The following is a 17,324-nucleotide window of genomic DNA, read 5'->3' as shown; positions in this document are numbered from 1 at the left end:
TTGTCTTTCGCTGATGACCGTTTGTTATAAGTGTCAACTAGTTCTTTTTCTATTCTAATACTTTCCCAGTTTTAGGGAATTGTGGTCTATCTGCGGCTCATCTATACCCAAACAATGACCACCGCTGTAGTCAAAATCGCTACCACTGCGAACAATGCTGCCGTACAAGATGTGGTTCCATTGTTTGTCTGATAGTTGTGGTCCATCAACAGGCATGGGTGGGGCAACCGTAGGTTTGACAGAGATAAGCTTGCCATCACGAGGAGAACCCGCATCCAAATAATAAGCAAACACGTCACGCCGATACGCTTTCCATTTGCTCATAGCAGTAGCCCCAACACGGCAAAAGGGCATATAGGCAGAAAACAAGGGGATAAAAATCAGAGTCAACTCCAAGATCAAAGGAATTCTCGACCTACCGTCTTACTCACATTCGGGAGCCCAGCTGTAATCCACACAAGTTGACCGTTTGACGGTTTTACATGTATTGATAGTTTTTCGCAAAAGGCGTGTCAAAACGGATAAAACTAATAAAGATAGATAAAAGGGTTTGATACGAGCAGTGTAACTTTTGACCAGCTTGCATGTGAAGCTGAACTACTGGGCGTGCGCATTAGAGAGCAACGTCTGGAGCATGAACTGTGCGGGCTCTATGATCATGAGCGGCACACTATCGTCCTCAACCCTAAACTCTCGGACGTGCAACGCTTGTGCACTCTTGCTCATGAGCTTACTCATGCGCGGTATGGGGATAGTTTGCACGACCACTGGCTGTCTGGTAAGTGCGAGCGTAGGGCTCGGCGTGATACTGCGTTGCGGCTGGTTAGCCCATTAGAGTATCGGCTAGCGCAATGCATGTTCGAGGGTGAACGCTTTTTGATGGCGTCTGATTTGGGTGTTACAGTGCACGTGATGGAAGATTATCAGCTGCTTGTGCTAGCGAGCGCGAGCATGGTGTGAGTTGTGATTTGAATAACATTCTTTCAAAATATCTAAGTGGATAATAGATTATATTCAAATATCTACATATAGTATAGGTTTGGTGATTATATCACTATATCCAGTAGACACGCCTATCTACTAGCGCAACACCAAAAAAACCTGTAAAATTACCTCCTACATGTACGCGAGAAAGCATTGCATCTAGTATGATTACGCGGATGTGAGCTTCTCCAAACTGGCGGCTAGCCAATAGGTGGGCCGCCTTTTATTTTTATATTTATAAGAGTCGAAATGTCTAAGAAAACAAATAAGCGTCCTGCTCTCACAGCTAAAGAGCAATGTGACCATATGGCTGCGCATAATATTAAGTTTGAGAAATGTTCAAGACAGGACGCAGTTAAGTTCCTCACAGAGAACACCTACTATTTTAAACTCAAGGCTTTTGACAATAATTTTTACAAAAATGCTGACAATAATTATTACAACGTTGATTTTGCTAATTTACAAGATATTGCAGCACTGGATTTTCATCTACGTTCATTGATTTTGGGATTGACTGGCGATATTGAACATTCTCTACGTATCCGTTTTAATAATTTGATATCAGCATACGATGATATCGATCCTTATGAGGTATTACACACATATCATCAGGATCAAAATGCGTTTTATGCTAAGAAAAATCAGTCATATAAGCCAAAAAATGAATTTTGTCAGTCTGTTTACACTCAAGGCATGCTTGATAAGTATATTTCAGCACAACCAATATGGCTTTTTTGGGAGACTTGCACTTTAAATAGTCTTATTCAGTGTTATCATTCATTCCTTTATCACAACAATATTGACGATATAATCTATCCTTTATTGTTTGGCATGAGGCTTCTGCGCAATGCTGCATCGCATCATAATTGTTTACTTGTACCTTCAAACACCAATGCCAAGAAAAGTATAAGATTAAGTCAAATGCTTGATTGGCTCATTGAGGATGTACCAGCAGATGACCGCACACTGGTAAAAATACACGTATTATCAGACATACTGCTTCATGATTTTGCATGCGTACTACTAACCCATATTAACCTCGTGCGCAGTAGGAAGATACGAGATGGTAGGCTGCATGCAATGCAAAGTTTTATTAATCGGCTTGATAAGCACAAGGATTGGTATCAAGATGAGACTGCTCATTATAAAAAAATATTTGTATTGAGATTGCATGTGATGAAAATCCTTTTAATGAGCGTAGTTCGCTTTTACGAAAAGACAGATCAGGGAGAGATATCTGACAGTATGACGAGTCTTACCGCGCTGCCAATAAGGCGGAACAAATCTAGGAGTTAATATCTTCAAATATTGTTTATCTATTCCCCACTGTAGAATAGTTGCGTGATGAAGCTAGGCAGTGTCTAGTTCGCGAAAGCCCATCTATCGTAAAGGCTGGATGGGCTTTCGTACATATGTTGAGAATCTTTCTACGATATGTTATTGCGTCTACAGATACGCCAAAATACACGGCAAGATCCATTCTGCTCATGCCTGCCTCTATGCATTTTTGGACTTCTTGTTCAGGCATAAGAAGGGATCCAGCGAACTCATTGGCAAGCACTTCAAAAAGATTACCCTTACCACTCACGCTGCGCTTATCCACATACCGTTGCAAACGAGTTTATTTTCGCTTACAACGGCAATACTCATACTCTAGCTAATATCAATCACCTGCACATCATCATCGTCACGCAACGGCGGAATAGCCTAAGCAAGCAGCAACCCCAAACTCGCCGCATCACAATGCGTATAATGCGCCGTCATATCAATACTCGTATGTCCTATGATACTAATCCGCACATCATCAGGCATATTAGTCCAAGCAGCCATCGTCTCCAACCAATGCCATGCCGAATGAATCTTCACCCGAGGAAGCCCAGCCGCTTCCAACGCTTTCAACCAATGATACCGCTCCACATTATCACGAATCGGATTACCGCGAGCGCTAGTAAACACGAACTCATGATCGTTAATATGCAGTCTGTGAATGCGTGCCCATAGTCGTTGCCATAAGGCTTCTGCTATGGGTACGAAGCGTTTTGCTGCTCGTGTTTTTGGCGTGGTCAGCCATAGTATGCCGTGTACGTGTTGCGCATTAAGGTCTTCGAGTCGCACGTATCCGATGATGTCGTTGAGTGCTTTGACTCATCCAGCACGAGTGCGGTAGGTGTTGGGTTTAACTCGCGTCTGATAGTCTTCAAGCCATCGTTCAGTATAGTCCTTAAAGTACGGGCTTTTGTTGCTTTTGATGTATCCTGTGCGCTCGTATTCGGCTATTTTTGCCTGGAATCGTTCTCTTGCTTCTGATTTGATTTTGCCTTTAACTTCGAGGATTTGTGGTTTGCCTGTGGCTGGGTTATTGCCTAGGTTTTTTCTAAAGTGCCATACGCCTCTGTTGTCTTTGAAGATGGATCCAGCACCTTTAGTGCGTCTTGTTGCGGTCATGATGTGCCCCTTTAATCGTTGCTATTATTGGCACTCATAAGGTGTTAGGTGCCATTAATAAGGTCACCTTATGAGCACCTTATCAATGGCACAAACCGCATAAAACGTGTGAAAAACGGCAGTTTTTAATTATCTCATTTTACGTTGTTTTTTCACTATTTTCAGCGCAAAAACATTGCAATTTCAACGTTTTGCCATACGTTCAAGCCATGTTTCTAGACATTAAACTTGAACTCGACAATGTCACCCGGCTGCATAACGTAGTCACGACCTTCTTGGCGTAACTTGCCTTCTTCTTTGATTTTCACCATAGAACCTTCAGCCGCCACGAAATCATCATAGGAGACGATATCCGCTTTAATAAACCCACGCTCAAAATCAGAGTGGATAACGCCCGCAGCCTGTGGAGCTGTCCAACCCTGATGAATCTGCCATGCACGCACTTCTTTTTCACCAGCAGTCAAGTAAGTTTGCAAACCGAGCACATCAAAACCAACACGTGCAAGCTGATCTAAGCCAGATTCCTCAAGACCTGCATCTGCGAGCATTTCGCGCGCATCATCTTCATCAAGCTCTGTCAAGTCAGCTTCAAACTGTGCATTTAAGAAAATTGCCTGCGCTGGAGCCACCGATGCTGCCAATTGCTGTTTCAATTCCTCATTGCCCAGCTCATTGTCATCAACATTAAACACGTAAATAAATGGTTTTGCTGTCATCAAATGCAGCTCGGCAATGTCAGCTTTATCAATATTGCCTGCTTGAGCTGCAGCATCAATGGTGGTACCAGATTCGAGAATACTTTTTGCAAGTTTCACCGCTTCCACATATGATGCTTCGACTTTTTTACCGCGCAAGTCCTTTTCTAATTTTGGCAAGGCATTTTCAATCGTCTGCAAATCAGCCAAAATCAGCTCAGTATTGATGGTGTCGATATCATCTGCTGGGTTGACTTTGCCGTTAACATGCACAATATCATCATCTTCAAAGGCGCGCACTACTTCGCAAATAGCATCCGCTTCACGAATATTGGCGAGGAATTTATTACCTAAACCCTCACCTTCAGATGCACCCTTAACAATACCTGCAATATCAACGAACGTAACCGTTGCTGGAATAATTTTTTCCGTATGTACCAGCTTCGCCAGCACTGGCAAACGTTTATCTGGCAACGGCACAATTCCAGTATTAGGTTCAATTGTGGCAAATGGGTAATTTTCTGCCAACACATTATTGCGTGTTAACGCATTAAACATAGTGGACTTACCAACATTTGGCAGTCCTACAATTCCAATCGTAAGCGACATGTGTACCAGCCTACCGCCTTACCTTGTCAAACGCTCAACCAAGCGCCATATGCTTATATACCGTTTATTTGCCTTCAATAGCATCAATAGCGTCAATAATAGCTCCCCTAAATCCAGCGCGTTCTAATGCAGCAACTCCTCGAATAGTAGTGCCTCCTGGCGAGCATACAGCATCTTTCATTGCGGCAGGAAGCGTACCGGTTTCGCGTTGTAATTGACCTGTGCCCGCTACCATTTGACTAGCGAGACGATATGCAGTTGCCCGGGTAAGCCCGTACTTTACACCGGCGTCAGCAAGCGCCTCCATAAACATCGCTACATATGCAGGCGCACATCCTGCAACGGTACCAGCAATCGATAGATGAGCAGTATCAACACGTTCGATAAGCGCTACTGTACTGAAAAGCGCGTCAAACAGCTCCCGCTGCTCATCGGTTAACGTATCTGTCGCTTCAGTCACCATAATGCCTTTGCCCACAGCAATTGGCGTATTCGGTACTGTGCATACTACATGAGCATCTTCACCAAGCATGGCAATCATCTGCTCAACATGCATACCAGCAGCAATAGAAACCACTAATGTACTGCGCTGCACAACGTGCTCTCGAATCTGCTCACATACTGCCTCATATACATATGGCTTTACTGCAAGAATTAGCACATCCGCTTGCTCTATTACTTCCTGTATGCTACGTACTGCTCGAATACCGAGAGCTTGAGCCTTGTCCCGTAACGGCTTATAGTGCGCAGCACAAGCCACAATATGATCTGCAGAAACACTTCCAGAAGCAATCAATCCCTGTGCTATAGCACTGCCCATAGCACCAAAACCTATACACCCAATCGTTACTGATGTTGTATCGTACTGCATGCAAGCTCCTTTTGTATGAATATCAAACTCGTGCTGTACGTTATTTTATAGCATGCGGTTGAGTGCCCTGTATGATCATTGATTGCGCAAATTCATTCTTAATACCGATATGCAAAAGGCAGCTCACACCGTAGACTACTAGTGTGCACAATATCCAAGTACCACATCAGCAACCAGGACGCTCACAGCGGCAACAGCGTGCGCAACAGCAAGCGCAACCTAACCAGCACTCTCATCAGCAACCAACGCGCAATGAGGTGCTACGTCGCTTGGTACACCACATACTGCATATTGTGCAATCGCCTTTGGTTATTGATTCACTCAGCATAGTGTTTATTACGTTTATCAGCACTGTTGGAGCAGTACGCACACTGAGCCCGGGACTTATTTTCCCATATGATAATGATCTGTCAGCAGACACCAATTTTTCTGATCCCTCATACTGGATGTGGTGGAACTGGATACTCATACTGCCAGTGTGTATACGCCGCGTGCGCCCAGTGCAGGCATCGTACGCGTTTATTGCACTAGCACTTTTACAATTAGTATTTGGTCCAGCTCTGGTCTTCTCTGATGTGTATGCACTTGTGCTGGTATACACTATTACCGTCCGATTGCCTAAACGCCAGCTTATTCCTTTACTTATCAGTGCCTACGGTATGGTACTGCTTACCACAGTAGTACTTACTATTACAACTGCTATTGGCCCACTCGCTGTACCAGAGAGTACCCGTATCAATACGCATGTATATTCGTGTTTGCCTGACCATCGACAATTTGATGCATCAGGTTGTGTCCATGATATTGTGGCATCATCAGTCGTAGGTATTATGCTCGCGCCGCTGCTGAGCACTGTTATTATTGTCGCACTATGGCATCGATCAAGGCAACACACAGCCCAATTATTACAAGAACAAACTGCTACATTAGCTGCAAATTTACAGCAGCAAGCGCAAGTAGTTCGTCTTGCTGAACGTGCTCGAATTGCCCGCGATATGCACGACGTCGTAGCGCATACCCTCTCTATTATTATTGTGCAAGCTGATGCTGGTCGTCTTGCAGGAGCTCATAATCTACCGGTTGCGCTGCATACCATGCAAACTATCGTCTCGCAAAGCCATCAAGCATTAGATGGTATGCACGAATTACTAGGGACCATTGAAGAGCCTCCTGAACAGGCGACGCAAGATCCACAAACTCTGTCGAAGCAAAATCTAGTACAATCAGATACTTCAAACCAAACCGCGCTACCCCAAACCTTGGAACAATCACGCCAGCACTCGCAATACAGCACTACTACAAGCTCTGCAACAACGTATCGATATATTCCTCAACTTATCAGCCAAGCCCAACTTGCCTCTCCAGACTGCACATTTACCCACACAATCGAAGGCACACCGGAGCCTAGAGAATTATCTGCAGCCGCTTCAACTACGGCATATCGTGTCGTTCAAGAATCACTGAGTAATATTCGTAAGCATGCCGGTCCTCGCGTACACGTGGACTGCTCTGAGCGTTGGAGCGTGGGGCAACTCGAACTCACTATTCGTGATGATGGTAGAGGGGTAACGCAACAAATCAATCAGCAAGAGCAAACTAGCGGCTTTGGTTTATTGGGTATGAAAGAACGTGTAGAGGCTTGTGGAGGCACTCTTGAAGCGTCCCCTCAGCTTCAAGGCGGTTTCGTAGTCCATGCGCGTATCCCTTTTGAGTCAGCTGCCCCTACACTCTCATCTACTCCACTTGCCGCGCAAAATTCTGAAAATGGATTATCACTGTCTGAGTCTCAATCGCTGCCAACATTGCTATCTTCACCATCTATGCAAAAGCAAACATTGCAACATCAAAATATGCACAGTCAACCAACGCACAGTTCGCAGCCTCATGATCCTCTAACAACATCTCAAAACGCAGCCACACAATCAAGCACCGATCAACCACACGCACTACGCAAATCTATTGCACAGTATTGCAATATATTCGTTCAATCTATTAAATCTGTAATTAATACCCTACGCCAAATAATGCGCCAGCCTCGCACCATTGACCCTCACAAACCAGTTATTCGCGCTACTCAAGAGTCCAGCATTATTGCACGATTCGCCTCATGGACTAGCCGACACTATATGGTGATGGATGCAATCCTTGCGATATTCCTCATTACTATCAATGTATATTATGTCAGCGAAGTCAGTCCTCTAACTCCTCAATGGCGTTGGGTTGATGTCATAATCGTGATTATAGAAATAGGGCCTCTAGTTTTGCGCAGACGTATGCCGCAACTGAGCGCTGCACTTATTGGATCATTAGCCATTGCTCACTGCATATTCTTATCTTGGTGGCCAAGTAGCACATTCGTAGTTTGTATTTCGCTATACTCCGTCATGCTCTATGGCCCAAAAACTGCAAAACTCTGGGTATATCCGTTAAGCGCATTCGGTTGCACTATTGCTGCCTTAAGATACATGGCTTTTGCATCAGATCTACCATACGGATTGTTCTCAGCAACTTACACACTCTTTACGTATGGTAAAGATGGCGCATCATCTCATTATCCCCCATTGACGAATATCCTTATCGCCACAGTTGCTGTAGCACTTGCCAATATGCTCACCTGCACTATTGCTATTGCAGCAGGACTTATTCGACAAAGTAGAAATACAAATTTATGGGTATTGCAAGCACAGCAACAGGCCCTCTTGGCCTCTCAGCAGCAACGTGTAACTTTGGCTGCTAATATGGAGCGCAATCATATCGCTTCACAAATTCAGCAGGAAGTTACTGACACCTTATATGCAGTAATTAACCAAGCGGAACACGGACTTACCCAGCTAGAAACCTGGAATGCTGATGTGTTATCAAAAGATAGCGCACATCAGCCTGACTACAGTGAGCAAGTAGCACAAGTATTCACTGATATCGCTACTCTTGGAAGAGACGCATTAGCTCGCATGCGAGCGCTGCTAAGAGTATTGCGCGATACTAGTGATACCGATAGCTCTACTACAGTCAATCATGCACCACTTAAACCTATCCAACAATAAGTCCAATACATGGCATACTTGCGCTACAATAGTGGTCAGCACATCAATCTCGTAGAGAAAGTTGGATTATGCAGGATCATCCAGTGATTACAGTAGGTATTGCAGATGACCAGGAACTGGTACGCGCTGGATTTTCGTTAGTAATCGATTCACAGCCAGATTTACATGTTGTCGGTATGGCGGCTGACGGCGAACAAGCGGTCGAGCTTGTCCAACAGCAACAACCAGATATTATGCTCATGGATGTGCGCATGCCCAATATGGACGGTATTGCAGCCACCGAGCGTATAAGCGCTATTAGCGAGACTACGCGCGTTATTATGCTAACTACCTTTGATTTAGACGAATATGTCATGGCAGCAATTAGCGCAGGAGCTAGTGGTTTTTTGCTCAAAGATACTGAACCAGAAACACTACTTGCTTCTATTCGTACTGTGTATCAAGGCAATGCCATTATCGCCCCAACTGCTACAAAACGCCTTATCGAGCATATGAATCAGGGAACGATGAACCCTGATGTTGCACGCACCGCTCTCGAACAGACTCAGCCGGCAAGCCAGCATCAACAATCACCAATTACGCAGTCTACTCAGTCTTCCATGTCATCTTCTACTCCTTACTACACCGATCCTGAGCTGGAACTCCTCACCGACCGCGAGCGCGAAGTATTGGTTGAGATTGCACACGGATTGAGTAATCAAGAAATTGCTGACCAGCTGTATATTGGGCTGCCAACGGTCAAAACGCATGTTGCTCATATTTTGCAAAAGATTCATGCTCGAGATCGCGTGCAAGCAGTGGTTTTTGCCTATGAAAATCATTTAGTGTAACGTTTAGCGTATTGCTTTCTAGTCATATACGTACAGTGCAGCCTCTAGAGGCGATACTTCCTGTATCGAATCTAGAGGCTGTTTATCTAAATACTGTATGTTATGTGCCTTAGTCAGCTTGCGCTAGGGCAACCACGGGAGGGGTTCGCACTGCCCTGCGCGCTGGCAAAATACTCGCCAGTAGTGCACACACTATACCGCCGACAATAATCGCTCCAGCGGTAAGCCAATCAAAAGCGAAGGAGACTTTGCCCATAAGTGAGCACACAATATAGGTACCAAGCCATCCGAAAAGTGTGCCAACAATAATGCCGACAATGCCCGCTACTACGGCAATCATTACGGCCTCTATCGCGAGTGACTTGCGTAGTTGTGCACGTGTCATGCCAATAGCGCGTAGTGTTGCTGATTCACGTGTACGCTCGATTACCGACAGTGACAGCGTATTGGCTACACCAATAATAGCGATAATCATAGCTACTGCAATAAGCGCCAACAACACTTGCAAAATAACGGTAATCATCTGGTCATATAAACTGCGCTCCGCTACAGAACCGCCGACAATAATATCCTGCTGATCGCCAAGTGCTTGTCGAATAGCATTAACAGCTGCTGTGGCGTCATTTTTGTTGGCAACTTTAGCCCAAATTTCATTGCCGGCATACTCAATATGCGCTTCACGCAAATCTTGCGGACTCACCATCGCATAGTACACGGTGCCCGAAGTCAGGCTGCGATACGGAGCCGTATGCGTAGTGAGCGTAAGTGTTTTAGTACCATCAGCGTTCGTAAGCTTAAATTCCTGACCGTTTTTCCATGAAGGGTCCTCACCTTCTGTGTACGACTGCGGAATAATAAGCTGATCTTGCTCAGGCATCACACCAGTATGCTCATTCATTACCGTATTGAGTTGGTCTTGAGAAGTTGGCGCATACAAGCGAATGGTATTGCCTTTAGGCGTAAGCATATCTACATAATTCACCAGTACTGCACCACTAACACCATCTACTGCTGCTACTGCATCGCGCTGCTTACTGGTAAGCGTGCTTTGTGGTTTATTGACAATTACATCAACACTATAATGCTCATCAAGTGTTGTAGATAATGTTTGACGCACACTTGCCGCACCAGTGCTCAGTGTTGCAATCAGCGTCACGCCAATCAATAATGCTGCACTGGTTGCCGCTACGCGCTTAGGATTACGCTTGAGATTGGCCGAAGCTACTCGGGAGGATGCGCCAATACGACGGACTATCGTACCTACACCAGAGAGCATAGCAGGAACCCAACGCTGCGTAAGCATGAGCATGCCAATCATCACTATCATGCATGCTGCCATCGAAATCAGCAGATACATGCTGTAGAGATTGTTACTATCTGCATTATTACTATTTGCAGGATCATTGAGCGCGTTCACACCGACAATAGATGCAACAGCAGCGCCAATGCCAAGCACAATAAACAGTATGCCAAAGGTTAAACGCAATTTACCCTTAGAAACTTGCTCAAGAGTATCCACACTCTGCAATGCTTCGAGGGGGCTTACTCGCGTTGCAGCACGTGCAGAACCTGTGCATGCAATCATGGTGACAGTAGTGCCAAAAACAATTGGAATAAACACAGCGCTAGGCGTGATAACACGCCCTAAGTCACGCAATGCAATAAGTCCAAACATGCTGTTGTCTCTTGGCATTAGCACAATCATCAATACCATAAGCCCGATGCCTACCAGCACCGCAAGTATGGTGGAAATAATACCAAGTATCGCGCCTTCTAGAATTACTGAACGATATACTTGTCCGCGCTTGGCGCCAATAGTACGTAGCAATGCCAAAATGCGTTTACGCTGGGCAACAAGTACTTGGAAAGTATTAGCAATCACCAAAGCTGCTACAAACATAGCAAGTACCGCGAATACCATCAAAAATGTTGTAGTTGCGCCTGATACACCACCGCCCATATTCTTCAAACGTTGGTCGGCAACCTGCGTGCGCGATTCAAGTACCGTGCCTTTTGGCATAATATCTTTGATAGCTTGCAGAGTATCTGCATATTTACGTTCTACTTGGGCAGCATCAGCATAGTCAGTTTGCCCATCAGCATTTTTAGGAAAATCCCCAACACGTACATACACTGATGGGAAATATGCAGGAGTATCCTCTACCTGCGCATCACTATGTGCCAACTCTTCTTGAACGTCTGCATCATCAGTTGCTGCAGCACCTCTGACAGAAAAATAGCGATCCATTGCTTGGCGATTAAGCAACGCAACACCACCATAATAGGCATATTGCGAATTATTTTCTGCAGTAAAACCGGTAACCGTATATTCTTGATCCATACTATGATCAGACTGTGCTGGGTCAGCAACAGTTACTGTGCTACCTAGGGTGACACCAAGCTGCTTGGCAAAACTTTCTGGAACCGCAATCTCATCTGCTGACTGAGGCAATGCCCCCTCCTGTACTTGTACAGGATTCATGGAATCAACATCACCCATCTGCGTAATCATGCTAGTTACATGCTTAGTACTTGATGGAGTGCCTAGATCAAGCATTAGTGAGCGCTCTTGACGCACACCTTCAACATGGTCAATTGCTGTAAGTTTATTCAGATCTAAACTCTGCTCTTGAGGAGTCTCTTTTGCATGTTCGTCAACACTAATCATGTAGTTAGCTGCACCGAACTGCTCAGTTAATGACTGACGCATAGACACATCAAGCACATTGCCAAACAACAGTGCACACGTTACAAATACAGATCCTAGGAATATTGCAATGCCCGCGGGAATAAGCATACGAGCATTAGCGCCCATAAGTTTTCTTGTAATCTTCCACATGGGTATCACTCCTATCGAGTTTGTGCAACTGGAGGCACTGGAATCTGAGTACTAGTAGTAGGACGAGCATATTCACTTACAGCATTACCGCGAGCTTGTAGCAGAAGTGTATTCATTTGTTCAACCTGTGGCTCATGCACATCCGCAATAATATTGCCGTCTGCAAAAACTAGAGCACGATCAGCATGTGCTGCTGCAACAGCATCATGAGTGACCATAATAATTGTTTGTCCAAGCTCCCGCACAGAGCGCTTTAGAAAGCCCAAAACCTCGGCACTGGAAACCGAATCAAGATTCCCCGTTGGTTCGTCAGCAAATACAACAGCAGGTTTGCTAATCAGTGCACGCGCTATGGCAACACGCTGCTGCTGACCACCAGAAAGCTCAGAAGGCAAGTGCTGCAAACGCTCCTGCAACCCCAATGTTTGCACTAGTGTGTGCATCCATGCTCTATCAACTTTTTTATTAGCCAAAGTCAGTGGCATTACAATATTTTGCTCAGCTGTAAACATTGGCAATAAATTAAAGCTCTGGAAAATAAAGCCAATAGAACGTCTACGCAGTAATGTCAGCTGATTGTCATTAAGCGCAGTAATATCCTTACCACTGATCAGCACATGACCACTAGTAACCGTATCAAGTCCAGCAAGTGTGTGAAGCATTGTAGATTTACCTGAACCGGAAGGACCCATAATTGCTGTAAACTTGCCACGCTCGAATGCTACATCTACACCACGCAATGCGTGCACTGCAGTGTTACCAGAACCATATACTTTTGTTAATCCAACTGCTTCAACGGCAACATGTGGCAAACCTAATGCTGTTTCAGGAACAGAAGTGCGCTTGGCCATCATTCCCCCAATCTCAAAACCTTTTAGTGCTGTAATAGTTTCGAGTGTAATAAAACACACCATGCAGCACTATCATGCCTAGGAGTGAATTTGTAAAGAGCATAGAGACAAAACGCTATGCTCAATGAAAAAGGTGTCATCCTTAAGAATGACACCCAGAATTAGTATTAAGGCGGTACTGTTAGCGAATAACCCATTTCATAAGAGTATCCGTATCCTGCAAACTTAACGCATGCCAATACAAGGTAATATCAGATTGCGATAATGCAATGGGCATGCGCAATGAACCAATACGACTTGCTCTCACTCGCCAAATCGGAACTCGCCTACATACCGATTGAATGCGCGACCGACGCGTAACAATCGTCATAAATTTACCTGAGAATGTGCGATAACAAATCATCTGCTGTTCTAATAATGCAAAACCATCAGTACGAGAAGCACAATATCTACGAATCAGCGACCAAAGTGCCATCAGCGGCCAAACTGCCGCTACAACCAGTACCACTACAAATTCATCATATATGGTATGCCAATCGCCTTCATACCAAGTAACTACGGCAAGTATTACCCAAGCTGCAAGCAATGCAACAGACCAGAGTAATGGCGCCAACATATAGTATCGAGTTAGCCCACGCCCCGTATGCTTGAAATCACTACGATCCTGATAACGCACATGCCATTCAGGAATAATGCGCTGTAAAATCTCATCAACACGACGCTCTTGGATTACAGGAATAAGTACCACTGTACCGCGTGTACTATGCTGATCAGTCTCCTGCTGCGAATCAAACGATCCCATAACTACACGCACTGTACACAAATGGAAGACCTTTCGCATAAGACTTTGTTCAATAGCTACTGCTTGAATACGCTTTACAGAAACTGTTGAAGTTGCACGAGTAAGTGCGCCTTTAACCAAGGTAATATTGTCGCCGTCACGCCAGACTTCAAAATTGTACCAACGCAGCAGTGCCATAATAATTGAGCAAAATCCCACTACGATAATCAGCCCCAGTATGCCAAGTACAATAGTAACTGCATTGTGCATAACAGTAGTTTCAATAGTCTTTGATGCCTGAGACGCCCATTGCGATGGAACAATATGTTCGATATTGTCAATAAATCCGTACAACACGATAAGTGCCGCAACAATACTCATATTAGTAATAGCAAACAGCACAATATCACGCATAGAAGCAACAAATACTCGATGCCCATGCTGGCTGGATTGCAGCCCAGGATAAACCAGCGCTCCAACTGCTTGTCGCGCAGTGTCCAAAGACGCTTGCTCATCAGACGTGGACTGCTGATTTTGCCTATCAAGCTGTGTCTGTTGTTCAATACGCATCAATTCTAATGCTTTGTAGAGTGTAATAGGCACCGCATGAAGCGCAATATCAGCATCCACACCCGCAGCAGAAATCGTTATACTCATCACTCCAAAAGGACGCATATACGGGCGCTCTATAGCATTCAACGCATGAATATGACCGATAGGAATACTATCCTCATATTTTTTGAATACACCACCTCGGACACTCAGTTGCTCTTGATCAAGCTTGTAATATCGCGTCGACCAAGCTATACATGCGTTAATCAAACCGACAGCAAACCACAGTCCTACAGCAATACCAAGCGTGTACGAAGGAAAATCCGCTATCATCGGAATTGCTATAAGAGTTACCAGCAAAGAAAAACTACCTCGAATTGCATCAATAAATTCTTTGCACAAATTAATAGGATGCGTACGATGCCATGCTCCATCCGCCCAGTCAGTTTGTCCCCAAGAAGAGACCCGTTGTGCTAGCTGGGCAAGTGAGGCTGTGCGAGATGAATGTGCCGTACTATCCACTACAACTCCTCTCGCGAGCGCAATACCTTTTCATTAACGGTATCTACCACTTGATTCGCCTGAGTTTCTTGTAATGCTGGAATAGTATGAACACCCATAGCTGTTCGCACACTAACCTCGCGAAGATGCTGACGGCGCAATAATGGACCTTGGCTAGTACTCAGATGTTGTACGCGATTGAACGGCACGATTTGCGTCTCCCTGATAAACCAGCCGTCGCGCATCCAAATATTATGCTCATCAATAGCATATGCAGTAAAGGAGTAACGCCATCGCACTCTAAATGGCACGGTAATAGCGCCAATAAGTAGCAATACTGCTACCACACATACTGGAATAATTCCCCATGGTAGGAGCCAATGTTGATACCACAACACACCACAAATCACACCAAGCACAATAAGCGCAAGCGCGTAACCAATCCATAACCGCATACGCCATACACGACAAATCTCATACGGCAGTGGACGCCACATCACCCGATCAATTGGTGTTGCTGCGATAACCTGCTCTTGCGCATGAGTAGGCGTCCCGGGTGCTGCGCTGTGTTCAGTAATATCCCGTATTTTTTCATACTCAGTATTGGCATCCGTATGCTCTGTTGCAGACGCTTCGGATTGGGGAAACAAATGCGGCGTGCTGGAACTCATGCATCCACTGTACCACAACCACTTTTAAGCACTGTGTATTACCTCATATATACAAATACAATTACTACTTCGTATTTGCATATACAGCAGCAACACACTAACTGCATACGTAATGGCATATTGTTAAGCGTACTATGCACGCTTAGCTCGAATGCGGAATGCCATGATTAATGCACCTAATGCAGTAACACAAATCACGCACATCAGAGCAAATGACCAAGCCGCCCCCACTCGCGTAGCTTGAGCAAATGCTAAACTGCCCTGCTGCGTAGTAGCTTGTGCCACAGTAAGCAGTGTTGCAAAAACAGTAGTCCCTGCAGCCCCACCAAATTGCAACATGGTGTTGAATAGCGCATTACCATCAGGCACAAATGCTGGCTCAATATCCATTAAAGCGCTGGTCATAATATTAGAAAAACCAAGTGCGTAGCAGAGTGCAAAAATAAAATAAAATCCAGCGAGCATAGCGCTATTAAGTATTGGTGAACAAAGCAACAGCAAAACTGGACCCACTGTAGCTCCGCAGAATGCTGCAATAACTGGTTTTCTAGGACCAAACTTATCCAGCAACATGCCGCCAATAGGAGCGCAGAATGCACCAATTAACGCCCCAGGCAACACCAGTGCACCGGCAACAACGGCACTAGTACCAAGAGCGAGTTGAGCAACATTAGTAATCACATATCCAAAACCGATACCCACCATTGGCAAAATAGCAAATGCAATTAAATGCAATACCACCACGCGATCGCGCAAAATACCAAGACGAATCAGCGGAGAAAATGCACGTCTTGAAGAATATCCAAAGAACACTAGTGACACAATTCCGATAACTATACTACCTACTGCAAGCGGCAAACTTGGTGTCAACGATGTACCTTGCACTGCATGTGCAATAGCCACACCAGCTTGATTAAGCCCCAGAATCAGTCCAGAAAGCCCCACAATAATAGCAATGAATTGCACAGGGTTAAGTCGAGCCTCCTGCGTTGGAGTTTTTTGTTCAATACACATCAACCCCACCACTAATGCAATAAGCATAATAGGCAGAACCATAACGAAAATAGCACGCCACGGCAGCACACTGGTAACCGCCCCGCCTACAGTCGGACCAATGGCTGGAGCAACAGTAATCACCAGAGATCCAACACCCATTAAACGTCCCACTTTAGATCGTGGGGACTGTTCTAAAATAATATTATTCATCAGCGGTGCTGCAATACCTGATCCAATACCTTGGATAATGCGCGCAATAATCAGCACAATGAATGAGTGCCCAACAATCATAATGCACGAGCCGAGCAGAGCAAGAATAGTTGCTGCAACAAAAATGGATTTCAGCGTGTATTTTCGTTTCAGATACGAGGAAATTGGCATAGTCACACCAACAGAGAGCAAGTAAATTGTGGTAATCCACTGTACTTGCGCAGTACCTACATGAAGTTCGCGCATCAATTGAGGAAACAGCACTGTCATTACAGTTTCTGTCAAGATTCCAATAAATGCAAGAGAACCAACGGCTAAAATTGAGCCAATAAGTTTGCCTGAAATACGGTCATTGCTATTGCCTACAGACGTCGTTGTAGTTTGTTGTTGGCGTTCTAATGTCTGCTCTAATGTCTCTAGTTGGCTCATATATTCCTCTCCGCTA

General features: G+C 44.9%; 13 protein-coding genes and 1 pseudogene. 4 read left to right on the top strand and 10 right to left on the bottom strand.

Annotated features, from left to right (window positions below; translation table 11 throughout):
* Window positions 1–54 precede the first annotated feature (54 nt).
* Window positions 55–324, bottom strand: a complete 270-nt coding sequence (locus IEU85_RS01475) for a hypothetical protein (RefSeq protein ID WP_188354473.1) — start codon at window positions 322–324, stop codon at window positions 55–57.
* Window positions 325–606: 282 nt separating this feature from the next.
* Here IEU85_RS01475 and IEU85_RS01470 point away from each other — a divergent pair, with 282 nt between their 5' ends.
* Together IEU85_RS01470 and IEU85_RS01465 are read left to right on the top strand one after the other, a co-directional pair.
* Window positions 607–960: an ImmA/IrrE family metallo-endopeptidase gene (locus IEU85_RS01470; RefSeq protein ID WP_188354472.1), complete on the top strand. Its 354-nt coding sequence runs from the start codon at window positions 607–609 to the stop codon at window positions 958–960.
* 273 nt (window positions 961–1,233) lie between these two features.
* Window positions 1,234–2,280 (top strand): Abi family protein, encoded by a 1,047-nt coding sequence (locus IEU85_RS01465; RefSeq protein ID WP_188354471.1) that lies wholly within the window; start codon window positions 1,234–1,236, stop codon window positions 2,278–2,280.
* 16 nt (window positions 2,281–2,296) lie between these two features.
* On the opposite strand, the gene IEU85_RS08850 is transcribed toward IEU85_RS01465, so the two are convergent.
* The 4 genes and pseudogenes from IEU85_RS08850 to proC form a co-directional block, all read right to left on the bottom strand.
* Entirely contained in the window at window positions 2,297–2,545 is a 249-nt protein-coding gene (locus IEU85_RS08850; protein WP_371866621.1) for an ImmA/IrrE family metallo-endopeptidase, read from the bottom strand.
* Between the two features lie 146 nt (window positions 2,546–2,691).
* Window positions 2,692–3,429, bottom strand: a pseudogene (locus IEU85_RS08920) (tyrosine-type recombinase/integrase).
* 215 nt (window positions 3,430–3,644) lie between these two features.
* Window positions 3,645–4,733, bottom strand: coding sequence for a redox-regulated ATPase YchF (gene ychF / locus IEU85_RS01450; protein ID WP_188354469.1), 1,089 nt, complete (start codon window positions 4,731–4,733; stop codon window positions 3,645–3,647).
* Window positions 4,734–4,797: 64 nt separating this feature from the next.
* Window positions 4,798–5,625: a pyrroline-5-carboxylate reductase gene (gene proC / locus IEU85_RS01445; RefSeq protein ID WP_268234205.1), complete on the bottom strand. Its 828-nt coding sequence runs from the start codon at window positions 5,623–5,625 to the stop codon at window positions 4,798–4,800.
* A gap of 122 nt (window positions 5,626–5,747) precedes the next feature.
* Between proC and IEU85_RS01440 the strand changes: the two genes are divergently transcribed.
* Together IEU85_RS01440 and IEU85_RS01435 are read left to right on the top strand one after the other, a co-directional pair.
* Window positions 5,748–8,648 carry a sensor histidine kinase gene (locus tag IEU85_RS01440; protein WP_188354467.1) on the top strand — a complete coding sequence of 967 codons (2,901 nt, stop codon included), beginning with the start codon at window positions 5,748–5,750 and terminating at the stop codon, window positions 8,646–8,648.
* A 68-nt stretch (window positions 8,649–8,716) separates the two neighbouring features.
* On the top strand, window positions 8,717–9,478 hold the full coding sequence (locus IEU85_RS01435) for a response regulator (protein WP_188354466.1): 762 nt from the start codon (window positions 8,717–8,719) through the stop codon (window positions 9,476–9,478).
* 109 nt (window positions 9,479–9,587) lie between these two features.
* Here IEU85_RS01435 and IEU85_RS01430 read toward each other — a convergent pair whose 3' ends face one another.
* From IEU85_RS01430 to IEU85_RS01410, 5 genes are all read right to left on the bottom strand, one after another.
* Window positions 9,588–12,317 carry an ABC transporter permease gene (locus IEU85_RS01430; RefSeq protein WP_188354465.1) on the bottom strand — a complete coding sequence of 910 codons (2,730 nt, stop codon included), beginning with the start codon at window positions 12,315–12,317 and terminating at the stop codon, window positions 9,588–9,590.
* A gap of 11 nt (window positions 12,318–12,328) precedes the next feature.
* Entirely contained in the window at window positions 12,329–13,168 is an 840-nt protein-coding gene (locus IEU85_RS01425; protein ID WP_188354964.1) for an ABC transporter ATP-binding protein, read from the bottom strand.
* A gap of 181 nt (window positions 13,169–13,349) precedes the next feature.
* Complete coding sequence (locus tag IEU85_RS01420; RefSeq protein WP_188354464.1) at window positions 13,350–15,023, bottom strand: PH domain-containing protein; 1,674 nt, start codon at window positions 15,021–15,023, stop codon at window positions 13,350–13,352.
* The gene (locus IEU85_RS01415; RefSeq protein ID WP_188354463.1) at window positions 15,023–15,673 is read right to left on the bottom strand and encodes a PH domain-containing protein; all 651 of its coding nucleotides are present in this window, start codon (window positions 15,671–15,673) and stop codon (window positions 15,023–15,025) included. The genes IEU85_RS01420 and IEU85_RS01415 overlap by 1 nt, the downstream gene beginning before the upstream one ends.
* Before the next feature lie 132 nt (window positions 15,674–15,805).
* Window positions 15,806–17,308: an MFS transporter gene (locus IEU85_RS01410; protein WP_188354462.1), complete on the bottom strand. Its 1,503-nt coding sequence runs from the start codon at window positions 17,306–17,308 to the stop codon at window positions 15,806–15,808.
* Window positions 17,309–17,324: the final 16 nt, after the last annotated feature.

It is taken from the genome of Galliscardovia ingluviei, from assembly GCF_014635685.1.
Lineage (GTDB): Bacteria > Actinomycetota > Actinomycetes > Actinomycetales > Bifidobacteriaceae > Galliscardovia > Galliscardovia ingluviei.
Note: the sequence above shows the minus strand (reverse complement) of the source record. Positions and strands in the feature narration are given on the sequence as shown.